At 67.3% G+C, this 18619-nt stretch carries 17 protein-coding genes; 12 read left to right on the top strand and 5 right to left on the bottom strand.

What is annotated here, in order from left to right; genetic code table 11:
• Positions 1 to 10: 10 nt before the first annotated feature.
• The 8 genes from GVV77_RS16530 to GVV77_RS16495 all read left to right on the top strand — a co-directional run bounded on the left by GVV77_RS16530 (position 11) and on the right by GVV77_RS16495 (position 8977).
• The gene (locus GVV77_RS16530) at positions 11 to 628 is read left to right on the top strand and encodes an FMN reductase (RefSeq protein WP_159620218.1); all 618 of its coding nucleotides are present in this window, start codon (positions 11 to 13) and stop codon (positions 626 to 628) included.
• Between the two features lie 45 nt (positions 629 to 673).
• The gene (locus GVV77_RS16525) at positions 674 to 2380 is read left to right on the top strand and encodes an MFS transporter (protein ID WP_343033077.1); all 1707 of its coding nucleotides are present in this window, start codon (positions 674 to 676) and stop codon (positions 2378 to 2380) included.
• A 209-nt stretch (positions 2381 to 2589) separates the two neighbouring features.
• Positions 2590 to 4482 carry an amidohydrolase gene (locus GVV77_RS16520; protein ID WP_159620216.1) on the top strand — a complete coding sequence of 631 codons (1893 nt, stop codon included), beginning with the start codon at positions 2590 to 2592 and terminating at the stop codon, positions 4480 to 4482.
• A gap of 78 nt (positions 4483 to 4560) precedes the next feature.
• Positions 4561 to 5226: a hydrolase gene (locus GVV77_RS16515; RefSeq protein WP_159620214.1), complete on the top strand. Its 666-nt coding sequence runs from the start codon at positions 4561 to 4563 to the stop codon at positions 5224 to 5226.
• A 101-nt stretch (positions 5227 to 5327) separates the two neighbouring features.
• A complete protein-coding gene (locus tag GVV77_RS16510) occupies positions 5328 to 5846 on the top strand; it encodes a DoxX family protein (protein WP_159620212.1) in 519 nt (172 codons plus the stop codon).
• Between the two features lies 1 nt (position 5847).
• Positions 5848 to 7038, top strand: a complete 1191-nt coding sequence (locus tag GVV77_RS16505; protein WP_159620210.1) for an MFS transporter — start codon at positions 5848 to 5850, stop codon at positions 7036 to 7038.
• A gap of 66 nt (positions 7039 to 7104) precedes the next feature.
• Positions 7105 to 8187 (top strand): CE1758 family FMN-dependent luciferase-like monooxygenase, encoded by a 1083-nt coding sequence (locus GVV77_RS16500; protein WP_159620208.1) that lies wholly within the window; start codon positions 7105 to 7107, stop codon positions 8185 to 8187.
• 199 nt (positions 8188 to 8386) lie between these two features.
• Positions 8387 to 8977 (top strand): GNAT family N-acetyltransferase, encoded by a 591-nt coding sequence (locus tag GVV77_RS16495; RefSeq protein WP_159620206.1) that lies wholly within the window; start codon positions 8387 to 8389, stop codon positions 8975 to 8977.
• On the opposite strand, the gene GVV77_RS16490 is transcribed toward GVV77_RS16495, so the two are convergent.
• Entirely contained in the window at positions 8974 to 9345 is a 372-nt protein-coding gene (locus GVV77_RS16490) for a hypothetical protein (RefSeq protein ID WP_159620204.1), read from the bottom strand. The two genes, GVV77_RS16495 and GVV77_RS16490, sit on opposite strands and share 4 nt — an antisense overlap.
• 202 nt (positions 9346 to 9547) lie before the next feature.
• Between GVV77_RS16490 and GVV77_RS16485 the strand changes: the two genes are divergently transcribed.
• Positions 9548 to 9952 carry a DUF1232 domain-containing protein gene (locus GVV77_RS16485; protein WP_159620202.1) on the top strand — a complete coding sequence of 135 codons (405 nt, stop codon included), beginning with the start codon at positions 9548 to 9550 and terminating at the stop codon, positions 9950 to 9952.
• 67 nt (positions 9953 to 10019) lie between these two features.
• Positions 10020 to 11039 (top strand): isopenicillin N synthase family dioxygenase, encoded by a 1020-nt coding sequence (locus GVV77_RS16480; RefSeq protein ID WP_159620200.1) that lies wholly within the window; start codon positions 10020 to 10022, stop codon positions 11037 to 11039.
• Between the two features lie 36 nt (positions 11040 to 11075).
• Here the strand turns inward: GVV77_RS16480 and GVV77_RS16475 are convergent, their stop codons facing one another.
• Positions 11076 to 11534, bottom strand: a complete 459-nt coding sequence (locus GVV77_RS16475; RefSeq protein WP_159620198.1) for a DUF3817 domain-containing protein — start codon at positions 11532 to 11534, stop codon at positions 11076 to 11078.
• A gap of 174 nt (positions 11535 to 11708) precedes the next feature.
• Between GVV77_RS16475 and GVV77_RS16470 the strand changes: the two genes are divergently transcribed.
• The gene (locus tag GVV77_RS16470; RefSeq protein ID WP_159620196.1) at positions 11709 to 15236 is read left to right on the top strand and encodes a TM0106 family RecB-like putative nuclease; all 3528 of its coding nucleotides are present in this window, start codon (positions 11709 to 11711) and stop codon (positions 15234 to 15236) included.
• A 103-nt stretch (positions 15237 to 15339) separates the two neighbouring features.
• On the opposite strand, the gene GVV77_RS16465 is transcribed toward GVV77_RS16470, so the two are convergent.
• Together GVV77_RS16465 and GVV77_RS16460 are read right to left on the bottom strand one after the other, a co-directional pair.
• Positions 15340 to 15543, bottom strand: a complete 204-nt coding sequence (locus GVV77_RS16465; RefSeq protein WP_026533290.1) for a cold-shock protein — start codon at positions 15541 to 15543, stop codon at positions 15340 to 15342.
• A gap of 215 nt (positions 15544 to 15758) precedes the next feature.
• Positions 15759 to 16748: an LLM class flavin-dependent oxidoreductase gene (locus GVV77_RS16460; protein ID WP_159620250.1), complete on the bottom strand. Its 990-nt coding sequence runs from the start codon at positions 16746 to 16748 to the stop codon at positions 15759 to 15761.
• Positions 16749 to 16964: 216 nt separating this feature from the next.
• Between GVV77_RS16460 and GVV77_RS16455 the strand changes: the two genes are divergently transcribed.
• Positions 16965 to 17135: a hypothetical protein gene (locus GVV77_RS16455; protein ID WP_159620194.1), complete on the top strand. Its 171-nt coding sequence runs from the start codon at positions 16965 to 16967 to the stop codon at positions 17133 to 17135.
• A 37-nt stretch (positions 17136 to 17172) separates the two neighbouring features.
• Here GVV77_RS16455 and GVV77_RS16450 read toward each other — a convergent pair whose 3' ends face one another.
• Positions 17173 to 18477, bottom strand: coding sequence for a cation:proton antiporter (locus GVV77_RS16450; RefSeq protein ID WP_159620248.1), 1305 nt, complete (start codon positions 18475 to 18477; stop codon positions 17173 to 17175).
• Between the last annotated feature and the right edge of the window lie 142 nt (positions 18478 to 18619).

Genomic DNA, 18619 nt, shown 5'->3' with positions numbered 1-18619 from the left:
AAAGTTCGAAATGACTACGCAAAGGATCCTGGCAGTGTCTGCAGGACTGGGGGCTCCGTCCTCCAGCCGGATGCTCGCCGATCAGTTGGCCGATGGGGTTCGAGCGGAAATGGCGCTCCGCAACCAGCCGGTCGAGGTCGAGGCGGTGGAACTGCGGGACCACGCCGTGGACATCGCCAACAACTTTCTAACCGGCTTTCCCGCGCCTGCGCTTGCCTCGGTCATCGATCGCCTTGCCCACGCCGATGCCCTCATCGTTGTAAGCCCCGTTTTCTCCGGCTCCTACAGCGGCCTGCTGAAGTCCTTCTTCGATGTATTGGACCCCACCGCCCTGGAGGGGATGCCGGTGCTGATGGGAGCCACCGGGGGAAGCGCCCGCCACGCCCTGATGCTCGACCACGCGATGCGCCCCCTGTTCAGTTACCTCCGGGCGGTTGTCGTCCCCACCGCCGTCTACGCCTCACCGGAGGACTGGGGCTCCGGCGAGGCGTCAATACAGCCCTTGGAACAGCGGATCCACCGCGCAGCCCGGGAACTCGGCGGAATACTCCGCAATTCTCCGCGCACTTTTCGGACCAGCCAGGACCCGGTCCCCTTCCAGGAACTCCTCGATCGGGCCGCCGGCTGACCGGCCCGCCCCACCGCGCACCCCACCCCCACCTAAGGCAGCACAATGACCACTCCCCCAGCCCCCTCCCCCACCCGGCCACCACAGGCAGGTGCCGCAATGTCCCAGCGGCAGGTCCTCCAAGCGCTCACCGGCCTCTTCGCCGGACTCTTCACGGCAATCCTCAGCAGCACCATCGTGGCCAACGCCCTGCCGGCCATCATTGCGGACCTCAACGGCTCACAGACGGACTTCGCGTGGGTCATCACCGCCGCCCTGCTCGCCGGCGCGGTGACCACTCCTCTATGGGGAAAGCTGGCGGATCTGTTCGACAAGAAGCTCCTGGTACAGCTGAGCATTGTCGTTTTCGTGGCGGGTTCGGTGCTTGCGGGATTCGCCTCGACCATCCCCGTCCTGCTGGCGGGCCGCGCCATCCAGGGCATAGCCATGGGCGGGCTGACCGCCGTGTCAATGGCGATCATCGGCGCCATGGTCTCACCCCGGGAACGGGGACGCTATTCGGGGTACCTCGGCGGAGTAATCGCCGCCGCCACCGCGGCCGGGCCGCTGCTCGGCGGAGTCATCGTGGATTCGCCGCTGGGCTGGCGCTGGACCTTTTTCGTCGTCGTGCCATTGGCAGTTATTGCCCTCATCCTGCTCCAACTGACCCTTCGGCTCACTTCCACCGCCCGGCGCGTCTCGATTGACTGGGTTGGCTCGGTACTGCTGACCGCGGGAGTGAGCACCCTCCTGATCTGGGTCTCCTTCGTCGGCAAGGAGAGCACCTTCGGGTGGGTCTCCTGGCAGAGCGGGCTGATGGTCGGCGGCAGCGTGCTGCTCCTGGGCTTGTTGGTCCTCGTGGAGTCGAGGGCCGCCGAGCCGGTGATCCCGCTGAAGATCATCACCGAGCGCACCACCGCCCTGGCGATCTTCGCCTCCCTAGCCGTGGGAGTCGCCATGTTCGCCTCGACGACCTACCTGGGCCAGTACTACCAGGTGGCACGCGGCTTCACCGCGACCGACGCCGGCCTGCTGACCCTCCCCATGATCGCCGGAAACCTGATCGGCTCCGTCGCCTCCGGCCAGCTGATCACCCGGTTCGGGCGGTGGAAGCGCTTCCTTGTCGGCGGGGCGGTCCTGCTGGTCCTCGGGCTCGCCCTCGCGGGCACCATCGACGAACTCACCAGCCTCTGGTTCGTCGGCAGCTTCATCTTCCTCTTCGGGCTGGGCCTCGGGATGTTGATGCAGAACCTCGTGCTCGCCGTGCAAAATACGGTGTCGGTGAAGGATGTCGGCTCCGCCAGCGCATCGGTGGCGTTCTTCCGCACCATCGGCGGAGCGGCCGGCGTCGCCGCACTGGGGGCAGTCCTCGGAAACTCGACAGCGGCCCGGACGGCGGAGGGACTTCGGGCAGCCGGGCTCTCGACCGGCACTACCGACACCGGCACATCCCTCAACCCGGCCGGCTTGCCCGCAGCGGTGGGCGACATCATCCGGGCCGCCTATGCTGAAAGTACGGCCCTGATCTTCCTGATCACCGCCGGCATCGCCGTCCTGGCTCTGCTCAGCGTGCTGTTCATCAAGGAAACCGCGCTGCGAGGCACCGTTGACATTCAACCCGCGGCCGCGACACCCCCATCAGCAGCAGGTCCCTCCGCACCGAACGCGGATCCGTCGGCTCCGGACAAGGGCGCCTCCGCACCGGATGCGGACCTCTCCGACGGTCGGGGAACGCTGACCGCCTCGGGTCCGCGGTCCACACCGGTCGGCTGAGCGAAGCCGTCACCTCCAGAAGACGCCGTCGGGCCTCCCGGCTGCGTCTTTTTTCGACCGAAAGCCGCTCCTGTTGACCAGCGTGGCGTCTGTTGTCCGGAAATATCTTCCATGGAAATAAATTACATGGAAGCGAAGTTGTACACACCGCACCCGGACCGCCACGGTCCGAGCGAACACGTTTGTTAGTCGATTGGAGGTGGGCAGATATGCCCACAATGCCTGTAGCCGGGATTACCCCCCGCGCAGATGCGGTCGAACCCGCTGATCTGATTGTTCGAAACGGCAAGATCTTCACCGGCGATCCGGCACGCCCGCAGGCGACCGCCGTCGCCGTCCGGGATGGAAAGATCACAGTCATCGGCGACGACGCCGACATCGCCAAGGTCGCCGGACCCGGCACAAAGGTGGTCGATGCGCAGAACCGCAGGGTCGTCCCCGGGTTGAACGACTCGCACCTCCACGTGATCCGTGGTGGCCTCAACTATGTCCTCGAGCTGCGCTGGGACGGGGTGCCCACCCTGAAGCTGGCGATGCAGATGCTCCGCGAGCAGGCGGCCCGCACCCCAAAGGGCCAGTGGGTCCGCGTGGTTGGCGGTTTCACGAAGGAGCAGTTCGCCGAGAAGCGCCTTCCCACCCTCGCCGAGCTCAACGCGGCAGCCCCCGACACCCCGGTGTTCATCCTCAACCTCTACTCCTCCGCGCTGCTCAACCGCGCCGCAGTGAAGGCCGCCGGCTACTCCAGGGAGACGCCCGACTTCAAGGGCGGACAGATCGTCCGCGGACGCGACGGCGAGCCCACAGGACTCCTCCTCGCAGCGCCGAGCGCACTGGTCCTCTACTCGACCCTGGCCAAGGCTCCGCTGCTGCCCGCTGAGGAACGCAAAGACTCGACCCGCCAGTACCTGCGGGAACTGAACCGGTTTGGACTGACCTCCGCGATCGACGCGGCCGGCGGGTTTCAGAACTTCCCCGACAACTACCGCACGGTGATGGACCTGGCGAACGAGGGCAAGCTGTCCCTCCGCATCGCCTACCATCTCTTCCCGCAGGTCGCCGGACAGGAAGTCGACGACCTCCGCCGTTGGACCGAGACGGTCCGCCCGGGCGACGGCGACGAGTGGCTCCGGCTCAACGGTGCCGGTGAGAACCTCACCTGGGCCGCCGGCGACTTCGAGAACTTCACCGAACCGCGTCCCGAGCTCTCCCCCGACTACGAGGTTGAGTTCGAGAAGGCCGTCCGCCTCATGATGGAGAACGGCTGGAACTTCCGCCTCCACGCCACCTACAACGAGACCATCGAGCGGGACCTCGCGGTCTTCGAGAAGCTTGCCGCCGAGGGCCTGTTTCCCGGAGACAACCGGTGGATCTTCGACCACGCCGAGACGATCAGCGGCCGAAGCCTCGACCGGGTCGCGGCCCTGGGCGGAGCGCTCTCCATCCAAAACCGCATGTCCTTCCAGGGGGAGGCGTTCGTCCAGCGCTACGGCGCCGGTGCGGCAGCCGAAGCGCCGCCGATCCGCAAGATGCTCGACCGCGGACTCGTCGTCGGCGCAGGAACCGACGCCACCCGCGTTTCCTCATACAACCCCTGGGTTGCCCTGCACTGGCTGGTTTCCGGACGAACAGTCGGGGACACCCTCATCTACCCGCCCGAGAACCGCGTGAGCCGCGAGCAGGCGCTCGAGATGTTCACCGTCGCCGGCGCCAAGCTGACCGGCGAGGACAACGTGAAGGGCGTCCTGCGGGAGGGCTTCTACGGAGACCTCTCGATCCTCTCGGACGACTTCTTCACTATCGACGAGCGGGATATCCCGCACATCGAGTCCCTGTTCACCGTCGTCGGCGGCCGGATCGTGTACGCGGCCGGAGACTACCAGGGCCAGGACGAGGAAATGCCCAGGGTGTCCCCGCTGTGGAGTCCAGTGGCCCACTACGGCGGCTATCAGGCGACCCCCAAGCCTTCGATGGCCGGAGGCCGCCAGGCCGAACTGCTCGCCCAGGCCGCAGCCGAGTCCGAGCAGCAGAGGCAGTGGCGCGCAGCCCGATACGGCGCGGCCCCCACCATTGCCGACAACGCGTTCGAAACGCACGCGCACTAAGCCCCCATGAATAAGCAGAACCTGTACGACATCATTCGCACGACATTCAGCAGAAACCAGTTCAAAGGAAAAGAAGAAATGACCACCATCGATTTCGCCAACGTCACCGCCACCCCCAGTGACGACCTGCTCACGCCCGATAACAGCGTGTTCCTCTTCGTTGACCACCAGCCCCAGATGTTCTTCGGGGTCGGCAGCGGAGACCGCACCTCGATCATCAACGCCACCATCGGCCTGGCCAAGACCGCCAAGGCCTTCAACGTGCCCACCATCCTGACCACCGTGGCCGCCCAGTCCTTCTCCGGCAACATCGTCCCGGACCTGGCCGCGGTGTTCCCGGGCCAGGAGATCATCGACCGCACCACCATGAACGCCTGGGAAGACGAGCGCGTCGTCGAGGCGATCAAGGCCACCGGCCGCACCAAGATCGTCCTGTCCGGCCTGTGGACCGAGGTATGCCTTGTCCTTCCCGCGCTCTCCGCGCTGGGCCAGGGCTACGAGGTCTACGTCGTCTCCGACGCCTCCGGCGGAGTCACCACCGAAGCCCACGACAACGCCATGGAGCGCATGACCCGCGCCGGCGCCGTTCCCGTGACCTGGATCCAGGTCCTGCTCGAACTCCAGCGCGACTGGGCCCGCGGCGAGACCTACCTGCCCGTCACCGAGGTCGTCAAGGCCCACGGCGGCGTCTACGGCCTGGGTATGCACTACGCCGGTGACTTCATCGGCGGAAACGCCGGCTGACCAGCACCCGGCTGAAAAGCACGCCCCGCTGACCGGCCGCCCGGCCGGTCAGCACCAGGCACAACGACAAACCCAGGTAAAACGAGAAAAGAGACCGGTTCATGAATGCCGATATTGGAATCCTGCTGCTGCGGGTGGTGATCGGGCTGCTAATCGCCGGCCACGGGCTGCAGAAAATTTCCTTCCGGCTGGGAGGCTCGGGGCTCCAGGGCGGCATTGACGAGTTCCGCTCCGATGGATTTCGCGGCGGTGCCTACACGGCACTGGCCGCGGGTCTCGGGCAGCTCGGATCCGGTCTCTTTCTCGCTTTCGGTGCCCTGACCCCGCTTGCGGGCATGGTAGCGATCGGAGTGATGACCGTCGCCGTGACGGTCAAAGCCCGGAAGGGACTCTGGGTCCAGCACGACGGGTACGAGTACCCGCTGGTGCTGATCGTCATCGCCGCCGCGCTGAGCCTCACCGGCCCGGGCGCGCTCTCGGTGGATGCCCTGTTCGGCATCGCCGACCTGCCGCCCTGGGCAGGCATCCTTTTCCCTCTGCTAGGCGCAGCCTCCGGTCTCATCGTTCGAGTCCTGCTCCACACCGCACCAGTAAACCGACCCGACCAAAGGCACATCTGACATGGCCCGGCTACCGCAGACCCGCTACACCGCCTCATTCGCTATCATCGCAACGACCTTCGCGCTGCTCACCACCGGTGGCACCCTGCCGATCCCCCTCTACACCCTCTGGGGTGAAGACTTCGGATTCGGCGCCGAAACCACGACCTGGGTGTTCGCCGTCTACGTCCTGGGAACCCTGCTCGCCCTGATCTTCTTTGGAGGTCTCTCCGACCAGGTCGGCCGCAGGCCGCTGGCCTTCGCAGCGCTGTCGCTGACCATCGGCTCCACGCTGTTCTTCCTCTTCGCCGCAAACGTCCCCATGCTGCTCGCGGGGCGGTTCCTCAGCGGTATCGGCGTCGGCCTGATGACGTCGGCAGCCACCGCGGCCCTCGCGGAGCTGTACCGGGGTTCCAATAAGGCGTTTCCCTCGATGATCTCAACCGCCGCCAACATGGGTGGGCTGGGCCTTGGCCCGCTGGTCGCAGGCGTCTTCGCCCAGTACCTCCCGGCGCCGACGGCCCTGATCTTCGTCGTCTTCGGCGCACTTGTGGCGGCAGCATTCCTGCTGACGTTCTTCGTTCCCGAAACCCATCCGCGCACGGCCGGCAAGATCAACTGGGCGCCCCGGGTTGGAGTGCCACGCTCCGCGAGGGGAATCTATGGCAGGTCGGCGGTGGCAGTCATTCCGACCTTCACCCTGCTTGGCCTGTTCTCGAGCCTGACTCCCCGCTTCATCTCGCAGACCCTCGACGTGCACAACCTCGCGATCGCCGGGCTTGCGACCTTCATCCTCTTTGAGATCGGTGTGATCGCCCAGCTCACCTTCCGCGCGAAAGCACCCCGGTGGTCAATCCTCCGCGGACTTCCCCTGCTGATCGCGGCCCTCGCCCTCGTCCTCACCGGGTTCCTCACGGGAAACCTCGGAGTGTTCGGTCTTGGCACGGTCATCGGCGGGTTCGGCGCCGGCCTCACCTTCATGGGAGGCCTGGGACAGCTTGCGCGCGCTGTACCGCATGAGAGCCACGCCAAGAGTGTCGCGGCCTACTTCATCGCAGCCCAAAGCGGCCTGGCCATCCCGGTCCTCTCGATCGGCGCCCTCACCGGCCCGCTCGGGCTCACCACGTCAACAACTCTCGTGATCGCCGTCGTGATGGTCCTGGCCGCCGCGGCCTGGATCGTCAACCGCCGGTCACCGCGCGTAGCCGCCTGAAACCGGCGCCCGCGCTTCACACAAGCCAACCCCTCAAAAACCAGCACCACCCTTTGGAGAAAAATCATGGAAATCGGCGTTTTCACTGTTAGTGATGTCACCCGCAACCCGCTCACCGGCAAGACCCCCACCGAGGGCGAGCGCATCAAGGCAGCCGTCGCCATCGCCAAGAAGGTCGAAGAGATCGGCATGGACGTCTATGCCACCGGCGAGCACCACAACCCGCCCTTCTACGCCAGCTCCCCGACGACGATCCTCGGCTACATTGCCGCGCAGACCGAGCGGATCAAGCTCTCGACCTCCACCACGCTGATCACCACGAACGACCCGGTGAAGATCGCCGAGGACTTCGCCACCCTGCAGCACCTGGCCGACGGCCGGGTCGACCTGATCCTTGGGCGCGGCAACACGGGGCCGGTCTACCCCTGGTTCGGGAAGAACCAGCAGGACAGCGTCGAACTGACCATCGAGAACTACAACCTGCTGCGCCAGCTGTGGGACAACGACGTGGTGAACTGGGAGGGCAAGTTCCGCACTCCGCTGCGCAACTTCACCTCGACCCCGCGCCCGCTCGACGGCGTCGCACCCTTCGTCTGGCACGGCTCCATCCGCACCCCGGAGGTCGCCGAGATCGCCGCCTACTTCGGCGACGGGTTCTTCGCGAACAACATCTTCTGGCCCAAGGAGCACTACCAGCAGCTGATCGGGCTCTACCGCGAGCGTTACGCCCACTACGGCCACGGCGCAGCCGACCAGGCGATCGTGGGCCTCGGTGGTCAGTTCTTCATGGCCCGGAAGTCCCAGGACGCGATCAAGGAGTTCCGTCCGTTCTTCGACAACGCCCCGGTCTACGGCCACGGCCCGCGGATGGAGGACTTCATGGCCCAGACTCCCCTGACGGTCGGCAGCCCGCAGGAGGTCATCGAAAAGACCCTTTCCTTCCAGGAATACTTCGGCGACTACCAGCGCCAGCTGTTCCTCATCGACCACGCGGGCCTGCCGCTGAAGACGGTGCTGAACCAGCTCGATCTCTTCGGCGAACTTGTCCTTCCCGAACTGCGGGCGGAGTTCGCCAAGCGCCGCCCCGCGCACGTGCCCGACAAGCCGGTCCACACCACCCACAAGCCGGGCTCCGTCACGGCTGCCTGACCCGGGGCGCAGAACGCACCAACGCACCTAGAGGCGCCGATGCGCCCGAAATGAAGCACAAGCCCCGGTGGATGGGTTCCTTCCACCGGGGCTTGTCCCGTTCACGGGGGTGTCCGGTTCAGCCGGGATCACCCAATCCGGAACGTTCTCCCAATCGGCCCGGCGGACGGCACCGCCCTGCAACGGCAATAATGACGGGATGAGCTTCACCGTCCGCCCAGCGGTTCCCGCCGACGCCGCCGCGCTGGCTGCCTGCGCCGCCGTGACCTTCCCCCTTGCCTGTCCTCCGAGCTCGGACCCCCGGGATATCCAGCGCTTCCTTGAGACCGAACTGTCGGAGACCCGCTTCGCGGAGCATCTCGGCGACCCCGACCGGATGATCCTGTGCGTAGACCTCCCACCGGCCGTTGATGGATCGGACGCCGCGGGTTCGACGGAACGTGGGCTCGGCGGCTACAGCATGCTGGTGAGAGCCCAGCCGGAGGATGCCCGGATCCGCGAGGCCTTGACCGTACTTCCTGCGGTGGAGCTCAGCAAGTTCTATATCGATCCCGCCCACCACGGCGCCGGCGCCGCACGGGCCTTGATGGAGGCCTCACTGGAGACGGCGGCCGGCACCGGAATGCCGGGCATCTGGCTCGGCGTCAACCAGGAGAACGAACGGGCCATCCGGTTTTACTCGCGCAGCGGCTTCCGCCTCGCCGGAACGAAGACCTTCCGTCTGGGAGGGCGGCTCGAAGATGACTTCATCCTCGAACGGTCCCTGACCGGGCCCCGCGCTGTTGGCTAGACAGGTGGACTGTACACCGGAGGTACGGAATCCAGGAGCATCGGAAGCTGGCTGGTGATGAAGGCATAAAGGATGAACCCCCAGATCGCCGAGAGGATCCAGTAGCCGACGGCCGTCCAGGCGAGGATCTTGCCCGCGGTGGAGGGCTCGTCCAGCCGCTCGGCCCTACCCGCCTGAATCAGGGCCAGGGGCACAAAGACGATGGGAATCCAGAAGCTCAGGAACCCGAAGGCCAGGGAGAGTTGCATGTGTTTCTTGCCGGCCAGCGAGTCCGCCGGCGTACCTGCCCCGCGGTAGAACTGCCCTCCGCCGCTGAAGGGCTGCTCGCTGGGATACGCGGGCCTGCTCTGGTGCGCATACTGGGACATCGGAGATTCCTTCCAGGGAAAAGCGGTTGAGGTGCTGCACCTCGCTGATAGAACTGCGAACCGGCCCGAGCCCGCGTGGAAGGTTCCCCCATCGATGCGATCTGTGTAAGGCGGCATGAGAACTATAGCCCGCCGACTCACCAGTGGGAAGATACGCATGTTGCATCTGAGGCGGCAGAGATTCATCCCCGACAGGAGGTTCATGGACGGAACGGTTGTCCTTGGCTGGTTGGCGGTGGCGCTCGGGACCTATGCGCTGCTGCTCCTTGGCCTCGCCGCGTATGCCCGGGCCCACCCCGAGACCCTCACCATGACCGATGCCCTACGGTTCCTGCCCGACCTGCTCCGCCTGCTGCGGCGCCTCGCCGCCGACCGGACGGTCCCCGCCGGCGTGCGCGTGGCGCTCCTGCTGCTCCTCGCGTATCTGCTGCTGCCGATCGACCTGGTTCCGGATTTCCTCCCCGGCATCGGCTATGCCGACGACGTCCTCCTGGTCGCCCTCGTCCTTCGCCTCACCGTCCGCCGTGCCGGCGCCGGGGCCGTTGAGCGCCACTGGCCGGGGAGCCCTCAGGGACTCGCGGTCCTCCTTCGGCTGGCCGGCCTCTAGGCGGCCCGGCGACACGAAACGTAACCCGGGCGCACGGCCGGGCCCGCACCGGGCGTAGTCTCCCGGCATGGTTTCAAGCACAATCCCCGTCTTCGACCTCGGCACGGCCCGCCGCCCCGATGGTTCCTTCGATCCCCGGTTCATCGACCGGCTCCGCGACGCCGCGCACACCGTCGGCTTCTTCCAGGTGACCAACTACGGAGCCTCCGCCACCCAGGCCGAGGACCTGCTGTCGGTGGCCCGCCGGTTCTTCGACCTGCCGCTCGAGGAGCGCCTGCGGCTCGACAACCGGCAGTCCCCTCACTTCCGGGGCTACGCCCGGCTGGGCACCGAGATCACCCGCGGCAGACCCGATGCCCGCGAACAGATCGACTTCTCCCCGGACCGCGCGCCCCTCGAGAGCTACCCCGCGGACCAGCCGTACTGGCTGCTCCAGGGGCCCAACCAGTGGCCCTCCGAGGCCCTTCCCGAACTCGAACGCTCCGCGATGGCCTGGGCGGAACTGCTCTCCACCGTGGGGGCCGAACTGCTCGGCGCCCTCTCGGTGGCCCTGGGCCTGCCCGAGGAGCACTTCGCCGAACCCTTCGACGGCACGCCGGCGTGGATGGCGAAGCTTGTCCACTACGTGGGGGGCGACGGCGAAGCCGGAGGACAGGGCGTCGGTTCCCACGCCGACTACGGGTTCGTCACCCTCCTGCTCCAGGACGAGGTGGGCGGGCTTGAGGTGCTTCCCCGGGGACGCTCCGAGTGGGTGCCGGTCGAACCGATTCCCGGGGCGCTCGTTGTCAACCTCGGGGAGATGCTCGAAGTAGCCACCCAGGGATACCTCGCCGCCACCGTCCATCGGGTGGCCTCTCCTCCGCCCGGAGTGGACCGGTATGCGGTCCCGTTCTTCTGGTCCCCCCGGCTTGACGCCGTCATCGAACCGGTGGTGCTCCCCGCGGAGCTCGCGGCGGCAGCGACCGGCATCACCGACGATCCTGAGAACCCGATGCTCTCCTCCTACGGGGAGAACGTCCTCAAGGGGCGCCTGCGCGCCCACCCGGACGTCGCCGAACTGCACCACCCCGACCTGGCCGGCAGGTAGGGCCGCCGACGCACCCCGCACCGCCCGGGGTGCACCTCAGCCCGCCGCGACGGGCGGACCGGCGATCAGCAGCAGCGTGAAGACGACCCCGATGCCGACGACGGCGAGCGCCGCGGCGAGCACCGGACTGCGCAGCACCCAGGCCTGGAGGGATTCGACGGGGTTCCCGGGAGCTTCCCCGCCCGGGCGGAGGCGCCACGGGCCGCTGAGCAACCCCCTGCGCTGAACCATCAGCTCGAAGGGGATGGTGGCGAAGGGCACCACTGCTGAGACCAGTCCGAGCACGCCCGTCCGCCATGACCACTTCGAGTTGATCCAGACGAACACCGTGGTCGCGACGAAGCAGAGGAACACGAACCCGTGGATCCCGCCGGCCGGCGGCACAAGCGCTTCGGTGCTTTGGGTGACGTACTTGAAGAACATGGCGGTGAGCAGGAACGCCCAGGTGAGAGCCTCGGCCACGGCGACGGTCCGAAACAGGGTGAGCGGATTCATGAATCTCCAAAGGCAGTGGATGTTCGGGCGGAGCCGGTAAAAAACTGAAGGCGCACCCCAGCTGCTGGTGGCAGCGCCTCGGGCCGGGACCATCCGAAGGGTAAACAGGCCCTTCCACGCTACCGCATCCCCCTTGGTAGATTGTTGCTGATCGCCCAGCCGCCGGGAGGCCCAGTGTTCCTGCTTGAAAACGCCGCACCGGACACCGGGGCCGACCTGGTGTTCTCGGCCAGCGACCTTGTCAACGCCGCCGAGTGCGAGTACCGCGTCCTGCGGATCCTCGATGAGAAACTCGGCCGCACTCCGCCGGCCGAGTTCGCCGCCGATGAGATGCTCCAGCGTGCCGCAACCCTGGGCGACGTGCACGAGCACCTGGTCCTCGAGAAGTTCACCGCCGAGCTCGGCACGTACTCCCCCGGGAACCCGGGCGGCGTGTACGAGGTGGTTCCGGCGGCCACCATGGACCGCGCCACTCTGACGGCGAAGCATGAGGAATCGCTGGGGGCCCTGCGCGCCGGGGCCGGCGTTGTGTTCCAGGCCTCCTTCTTCGACGGGGTGTTCCACGGCCGCTCCGACTTCCTGGTCCACACCGGCGAGGGCTACGCGGTGTGGGACACCAAGCTCGCCCGGCACGCGAAGGTCGGCGCCCTGCTGCAGCTTGCAGCCTACGGCGACCAACTGCTGCGCGCCGGGCTCACCCCGGCACCCCAGGTGACCCTCGTCCTCGGCGACAGCACCTCGAGCGTCCACAGCCTCGACGATCTCATCCCGGTCTACCGGGAACGCCGGGCACGGTTCCTCGACCTGCTGGCGGCGCACCGAGCCCAACCCGACCCCGTCGAATGGGACGGCCCGGGCCATAGCGCCTGCGGCCGGTGCGACTACTGCCAGCAGATGGTTGAGTCAACGCGGGATCTGCTGCTCGTGGCGAACCTGAGCCTCGCCCAGCGCGCCGAACTGCGGAAAGCAGGCATTTTCACGATCGACCAGCTTGCGGCGGGCGAAGCGGCCGGGGGGTCCCCGGCCCTCGCGCGGCTGCGCGACCAGGCCCGGATGCAGACGGGCCTCGAGGAAGCCGACGGCGGCGTCGACTACACCGGCGCCGACGGCACGTCCCGACGCCTTGGGTACAAGGTTCTGCCCGGCCACGCCCTGGGCCTGCTGCCTCCGCCCAACGAGGGGGATGTCTTCTTCGACTTCGAGGGCGACCCGCTGTGGCAAGACCCCGGAACGGGATCCTGGGGAATCGAGTACCTTTTCGGCGTCGTCGAGAATGCCCGCGATGCCGGTTCGAAGCCGCCGTTCCGGGCGTTCTGGGCCCACTCCCGCGCCGAAGAGCGGACGGCCTTCAGCAGCTTCCTCGACTATGTCGCCGAGCGCCGCGCACGGTATCCAGGCCTCCACATCTACCACTACGCCGCCTACGAGAAGAGCGCCCTGCGCCGGCTGTCAATGACCCACATTCTCGGCGAGGACGCGGTGGACACCCTGCTGCGCGAGGGGGTGCTGATCGACCTTTACGAAGTCGTTCGGCGCAGCCTGCGCATCTCGGAGAAGTCCTACAGCATCAAGGCCCTCGAACCCCTCTATATGGGGGCCGACCTCCGAACCGGAGCGATCACCGACGCCGGGGCCTCGGTGGTCGCCTACTCCGAGTACTGCGCGGTCCGCGACGCCGGTGATGATGCCCGGGCCGCCGAACTGCTCGCCGGCATCCGGGACTACAACGAGTACGACTGCCGCTCCACCCTGCACCTGCGCAACTGGCTCCTCGAGCGGGCCGGCGAACGCGGGATCGGGCCCGCCTCTGCGGACCCGCCGGAACGCGAGCGCACTGTGTCCGAGCCGCGGCCGGAGGAGGCGCACCTGCTGGCGTACCTCGGCTCCCTCCCGGGGGCCGCGCAGGGTTCCGATGATCAGGCCGTGGCGATGGTGGCGGCGGCGGTGGGTTATCACCGGCGTGAGCGCAAGCAGTTCTGGTGGGAGCACTTCGACCGGCTCGGCACCGCGCCGGAGAACTGGACGCAGGCCCGGGACATGTTCCTTCCTGAGTCCGTCGAGGTGGAGACGGACTGGGCTCTGCGCACCCCGCGCGCCCGCTCCCTCTCCCGGACCCTCCGCCTCACCGGGGTCCTTCCCGAAGGTGCGGACTTCCGGAAGGACTCCACCTGGTTCAGCGTGTACGAGGAGCCCCTGCCCGATGGGGTCGACTCCGCAGACTCGGGGCGGGGCGGGTGGTTCGGTGCGAAGGTGCTCACTGCCGGAACCGACGGCGGGAAGGACGTGATCCTCCTCGAGGAACGGCTGCGGGCCGGCGCGCCCGCCCACCCGTATCTGCCCGTGGCGCTCGCCCCCGACCAGCCCATCCGCACCCCTTCCATTGAGGCGGCCCTGCTCGCCGTGGCCGCCGAGGTCGGATCGGCCATTCCGCAGCTTCCCCACGGAGCCGGCCTTGACCTGCTCCGCAGGACTCCGCCGCGGCTGACGAGCGGCGCCCTCCCTCCGGCATTTCCCGGGCCCACCGGGTATGTTGACGCCATCACCGCGGCGGTCGAACGGCTCGACTCGTCCTATCTGGCCGTCCAGGGACCGCCCGGAACCGGCAAGACCTTCGTCGGCGCCGCGGTGATCACCCGGCTCGTCACCCGCGGCTGGAAGGTCGGCGTCGTCGCCCAGTCCCACGCCGTCGTCGAGAACCTGCTCAGGGCCGCTCTCCGGGCCGGGGTGCCCCCGGAGAGGGTTGCAAAGAAAACCGCGGATGCCGCCGCTCCCTGGCTTAACTCCACCGACGACGGCGTCGCCGCGCTGCTTCACGAGGATGCCGGCTGCCTGGTCGGCGGCACCGCCTGGACGATGACCGGCAGCAAGGTTCCGGCGGGCTCGCTCGACCTCCTGGTCATCGACGAGGCCGGCCAGTTCTCCCTTGCCAACACGCTCGCGGTGGCACGCTCGGCCCGGCGGCTGCTGCTGCTCGGGGATCCGCAGCAGCTCCCCCAAGTGACCCAGGGCAGCCACCCCGAACCGGTTCATGAGTCGGCCCTCGGCTGGCTTTCCGACGGGCACGCGACGCTCCCCGAAAGGTTCGGGTACTTCCTCGCCGACAGCTGGCGGATGCAGCCGGCGCTGTGCGCCTTTGTCTCCCGGCTCTCCTACGATCGACGGCTTGAATCCACGCCGTCGGCCGCACTCCGGCACCTCGACGGACTCGCCCCGGGCGTCGAATGCGTGATGGTTGACCATACCGAGCGGCGGAGCACCTCCTCCCCGGAGGAGGCGGCGGAGGTGATGGCCCAGGTCGTGCGGCACCTCGGCCGGGACTGGACGCCGGGCGATGGCGCCGGAGTGCGGCCCCTGGGCGAGGCGGACCTCCTCGTTGTCGCTGCCTACAACTCGCAGGTCCAGCTGATCCGGACCTCACTCGACGCCGCGGGCCACCCGGGGGTCCGGGTTGGAACTGTCGATAAGTTCCAGGGCCAGGAGGCGGCCGTCGTGATCGTGTCGATGGCCTGCTCGAGTGCAGCCGAGGCGCCGCGGGGAATTGAGTTCCTGCTCAGCCGCAACCGCATTAACGTGGCAGTGTCACGGGGCCAGTGGCGTGCCGTGATCGTCCGCGCACCGGGGCTCACCCATCACGTCCCGTCGCGTCCGCAGGCGCTCGAGGAACTCGGCGCGTTCATCGGCCTGTGCGCCGGCGGAGCCTGAGCCTGGCTCGACGTCTTCGACGCAAAGCCCCGGCACGTCGGACCCGAAAAGGGGTTAAACAAAAGCAGGGCGGGAAAATCCCGCCCTGCTTTAGATCCGGACCTTAGAGAGGCTGGATGTTTGACGCCTGGGGACCCTTGGGGCCCTGCTCGGTGTCGAAGCTAACCTTCTGGTTCTCATCAAGCGAGCGGTAGCCGCTGGCGTTGATGGCGGAGAAGTGTGCGAACACATCTGCGCTTCCGTCGTCGGGGGCGATGAAGCCGAAGCCCTTTTCAGCGTTGAACCACTTCACGGTACCTGTTGCCATTTTTGTTTATCCTTCTGAAATTCAGACGCTCTCCGACTTTCGGAAAGCCCCAGTCGCGGCGTGCTTGTCCGCTCTTTCAGAGATGCGGCGTGGGCCCCGAGGAGCTACACCACGTGAAATACAAATGCGCAACACTACAACCGTTACCAACCTAACAGCACCACCATGGGTGATGGCAAGCAGGAATCCAAACCTTCTTTATAAATATTTGGGCCTCAGGCGGCCACCGGCCGCGCGAGGCCTGCAACCAGCTCGAAGGAGCGCAGCCAGGCCGCTTCGGAACTCGCCCTCGTGGCGATAATCAGTTCGTCCGCATCGGCGTGCCTGGTGAAGCCCTCAAGGTAGTCCTGAACCTGGGGCGGGGTCCCCACGGCCGAGTAGGTGAACATCTGCGCCACCTGCTGGCCTCCTGGAGAGGCAAGGAGTGCATCGGCCTCCTCCGGGGTGAAGGCACGGCCGCGGCCGAGCAGCAGCTCGGCCATCCTCCGCTGGCCCTCCTGGAACTGGGCCCTCGCCTCATCCTCGGTATCGGCCGCAAGTACGTTGAGGCCGGCAATGACGTGGGGCTGCTCGAGCTGGGCGGAGGGCTGAAACTCCCGCCGGTACAACGCCACAGCCTCCTGCAGCGCCGCCGGGGCGAAATGCGAGGCGAACGCGTAGGGCAGCCCGAGCGCCGCGGCGAGGCCCGCCCCGAACAGCGAGGAGCCAAGGATGTACAGGGGAACGTTCGTCCCGCGTCCGGGCGTGGCGTGGACTCCCGGAATGCGCGTGTCGCCGGAGAGGTAGCCCTGGAGTTCGAGGACATCCTGCGGGAACGTGTCGGCCGCGGCGGGGTCGCGGCGCAGCGCCCGCATCGTGTTGCCGTCGCTTCCCGGTGCGCGGCCCAGGCCGAGGTCGATCCGGCCCGGATGCAGTGTCTCGAGGGTCCCGAACTGTTCGGCGATCGTCAGGGGTGAATGGTTCGGTAGCATGATTCCGCCGGATCCCAGCCGGATGCTGGTGGTGGCCGCGGCGACGTGGGCGATCAGCACGCTCGTCGCCGAGGAGGCGATGCTGCTCAGGTTGTGATGCTCGGCGTACCAGATCCTCCGGTACCCCCACTTCTCCGCGCTCTGAGCCAGCCGCACGCTCGAGGCGAGGCTTCCGGCGGCCGTGCCTCCCCGCGGAATGTGTGCCAGGTCGAGGATGGACAAAGGAACAGATATCAAGAAAAGCCTTCCCTGGAGGTGCGCGCTGTGCTATCGCGGGTCCCGGCCGTCACGGTGGAGACCGGGCATGCTTTAGGCAACGGCAGGAATGGGCTACTTATTTCGAGCGTCCTCTATCCGGGACATTCACCCCGCGGGCAGCGCGGCTGCCGGTGCCGGCTGGGCATCCGGCAGGATGGCGTCTGGCAGGATGGCGTCTGGCAGGATGGAACTATGGCTGATTTCGAGACCGCTGATTTCGAGCTTCCAACCACCGAGGCCGGGCTCCGGGCGCGGCAGGACGAACTGGTACGCGCCCTTGCCACCGAAAACAGCGCCGGGGGTCTTGCCTCGCTGAGCACCGAACTCGAGGCCATCCAACGCCGGCTCGAGCACCTCCGCTGAGGTTCGGCCGCGGGGAGGGCCTCCCTCAGCTGCACAACTAGATGGGCGTTTTTGGCGCCTGTCCCTCGTCACCGCTGACACGCACCGCCTTGCGTTCGCGCGCACGGTCGAGCGCATTGATCACCGGGGCGGCGGTCATTCCGTGAAGCACGATGGACATGCAGATCACCAGCGCCACGATCCGCCACAGCGAGGCTTCCTCGGCGTCGAATTCCCCCTTGGACAGCGCATACCCCAGGTAGTAGATCGAGCCGATGCCGCGGACACCGAAGAATGAAATCACACCCCGCTCCCATGGTCCGGTGCGTCCCCGGGCGAGGCTGACCCAGGCGGCAACGGGACGGATCACCAGGAGGAAAAGGACGGCGACAAGGACCTCCTGCCAGGTGAGACCCATCAAGAGGCCACGGGAGACGGCACCCCCGAGCAGGACGAGCACCACGACCGTGAGCAGCCGCTCGAGCTGCTCGATGTAGCTGTGAAGGACACCGTGGTAGCCGCTCGTCTGCTCCGCGGTGCGGATGGTGACGGCGCAGACGAAGACGGCGATGAAGCCGTACCCCTCGGCGATTTCGGTGAGGCCGTAGGTCAGGAAGGTCGCCGCCAGCGCCACGAACCCTTCGGAGTGGTTTGCCAGCCGGACGGTTTCGATCCGGGCCGAGAAGAACAACCGCCGGAGCAGCATGCCCATGCCGAACCCGAAGAGGCAGCCGATACCCATGCGCCACGCCACATCCAACGCGATCCACTCGGGGAACCAGGCGCCGGGAGCCGCCCCCACGAGGCTGATGGCGATCGCGAGATAGACGAAGGGGAAGGCGAGACCGTCGTTGAGGCCCGCCTCCGAGGTCAACCCGAAGCGCACCTCGTCCTCGCCTCCGAGTTCCTCCTCCGATTCGGCAGGCTCGCCCACCTGCACCTCCGAGGCGAGCACCGGGTCGGTGGGCGCGAGGACCGCGGCGACAAGCAGTGCCCCGGCGAGGCCCAGGCCCAGCACCCAGAGGCCGAGGAGCATCAGGCCCAGGATGCACAACGGCATGGCTATGCCCAGCAGGCGCCAGGTGGTGGCCCAACGTTTCCTGCCCACCCGGCGGTCCAGGGCGAGCCCTGCACCCATGAGGGAGATGATGACGCAGACCTCGGCCAGGTGGGTGGTGAAGTCGCCGTGGGCCACCGGGTCGGGGGTGGGCAGCGTATCCATCAGGGAGAAGGCAAGCACCCCCGCCCCGAGGAACACCATGGGCATGGAAATGGGCGCCCGCATCAGCAGGCGAGGCAGCAGGGCGGCGGCAAAAACCGCGAGCCCGGCGGCAGCGTAGATAAAACTCGGCGCTTCGAACACCGGCACCCTTTCTCCGGACGACGTCGGACAGCCCCTTTCGTACCTTACGTGCTGCACCCGTGCACCGGATACCGGAACCCGGCCCCCGCCGCATGGAGGTCCGCGCGGCGGACGGTATGGCCGACAGCGGACAGCACCACCT

Origin of the sequence: Arthrobacter zhaoguopingii (genome assembly GCF_009828605.1) — a bacterium.
In the GTDB taxonomy this organism is placed as follows: Bacteria; Actinomycetota; Actinomycetes; order Actinomycetales; family Micrococcaceae; genus Arthrobacter_D; species Arthrobacter_D zhaoguopingii.
The sequence above is the reverse complement of the archived record's forward strand: the minus strand, read 5'-3'. Positions and strand labels throughout refer to the sequence as shown.

Excerpts from the sequence above, each read along its gene's own strand:
- GVV77_RS16510 (WP_159620212.1), top strand. The coding sequence starts at position 5,328 with ATGAATGCCGATATTGGAATCCTGCTGCTGCGGGTGGTGATCGGGCTG.
- GVV77_RS16485 (WP_159620202.1), top strand. The coding sequence starts at position 9,548 with ATGGACGGAACGGTTGTCCTTGGCTGGTTGGCGGTGGCGCTCGGGACC.
- GVV77_RS16525 (WP_343033077.1), top strand. The coding sequence starts at position 674 with ATGACCACTCCCCCAGCCCCCTCCCCCACCCGGCCACCACAGGCAGGT.
- GVV77_RS16530 (WP_159620218.1), top strand. The coding sequence starts at position 11 with ATGACTACGCAAAGGATCCTGGCAGTGTCTGCAGGACTGGGGGCTCCG.
- GVV77_RS16475 (WP_159620198.1), bottom strand. The coding sequence starts at position 11,534 with ATGAATCCGCTCACCCTGTTTCGGACCGTCGCCGTGGCCGAGGCTCTC.
- GVV77_RS16455 (WP_159620194.1), top strand. The coding sequence starts at position 16,965 with ATGGCTGATTTCGAGACCGCTGATTTCGAGCTTCCAACCACCGAGGCC.
- GVV77_RS16515 (WP_159620214.1), top strand. The coding sequence starts at position 4,561 with ATGACCACCATCGATTTCGCCAACGTCACCGCCACCCCCAGTGACGAC.
- GVV77_RS16500 (WP_159620208.1), top strand. The coding sequence starts at position 7,105 with ATGGAAATCGGCGTTTTCACTGTTAGTGATGTCACCCGCAACCCGCTC.
- GVV77_RS16505 (WP_159620210.1), top strand. The coding sequence starts at position 5,848 with ATGGCCCGGCTACCGCAGACCCGCTACACCGCCTCATTCGCTATCATC.
- GVV77_RS16480 (WP_159620200.1), top strand. The coding sequence starts at position 10,020 with ATGGTTTCAAGCACAATCCCCGTCTTCGACCTCGGCACGGCCCGCCGC.
- GVV77_RS16465 (WP_026533290.1), bottom strand. The coding sequence starts at position 15,543 with ATGGCAACAGGTACCGTGAAGTGGTTCAACGCTGAAAAGGGCTTCGGC.
- GVV77_RS16490 (WP_159620204.1), bottom strand. The coding sequence starts at position 9,345 with ATGTCCCAGTATGCGCACCAGAGCAGGCCCGCGTATCCCAGCGAGCAG.
- GVV77_RS16520 (WP_159620216.1), top strand. The coding sequence starts at position 2,590 with ATGCCCACAATGCCTGTAGCCGGGATTACCCCCCGCGCAGATGCGGTC.
- GVV77_RS16495 (WP_159620206.1), top strand. The coding sequence starts at position 8,387 with ATGAGCTTCACCGTCCGCCCAGCGGTTCCCGCCGACGCCGCCGCGCTG.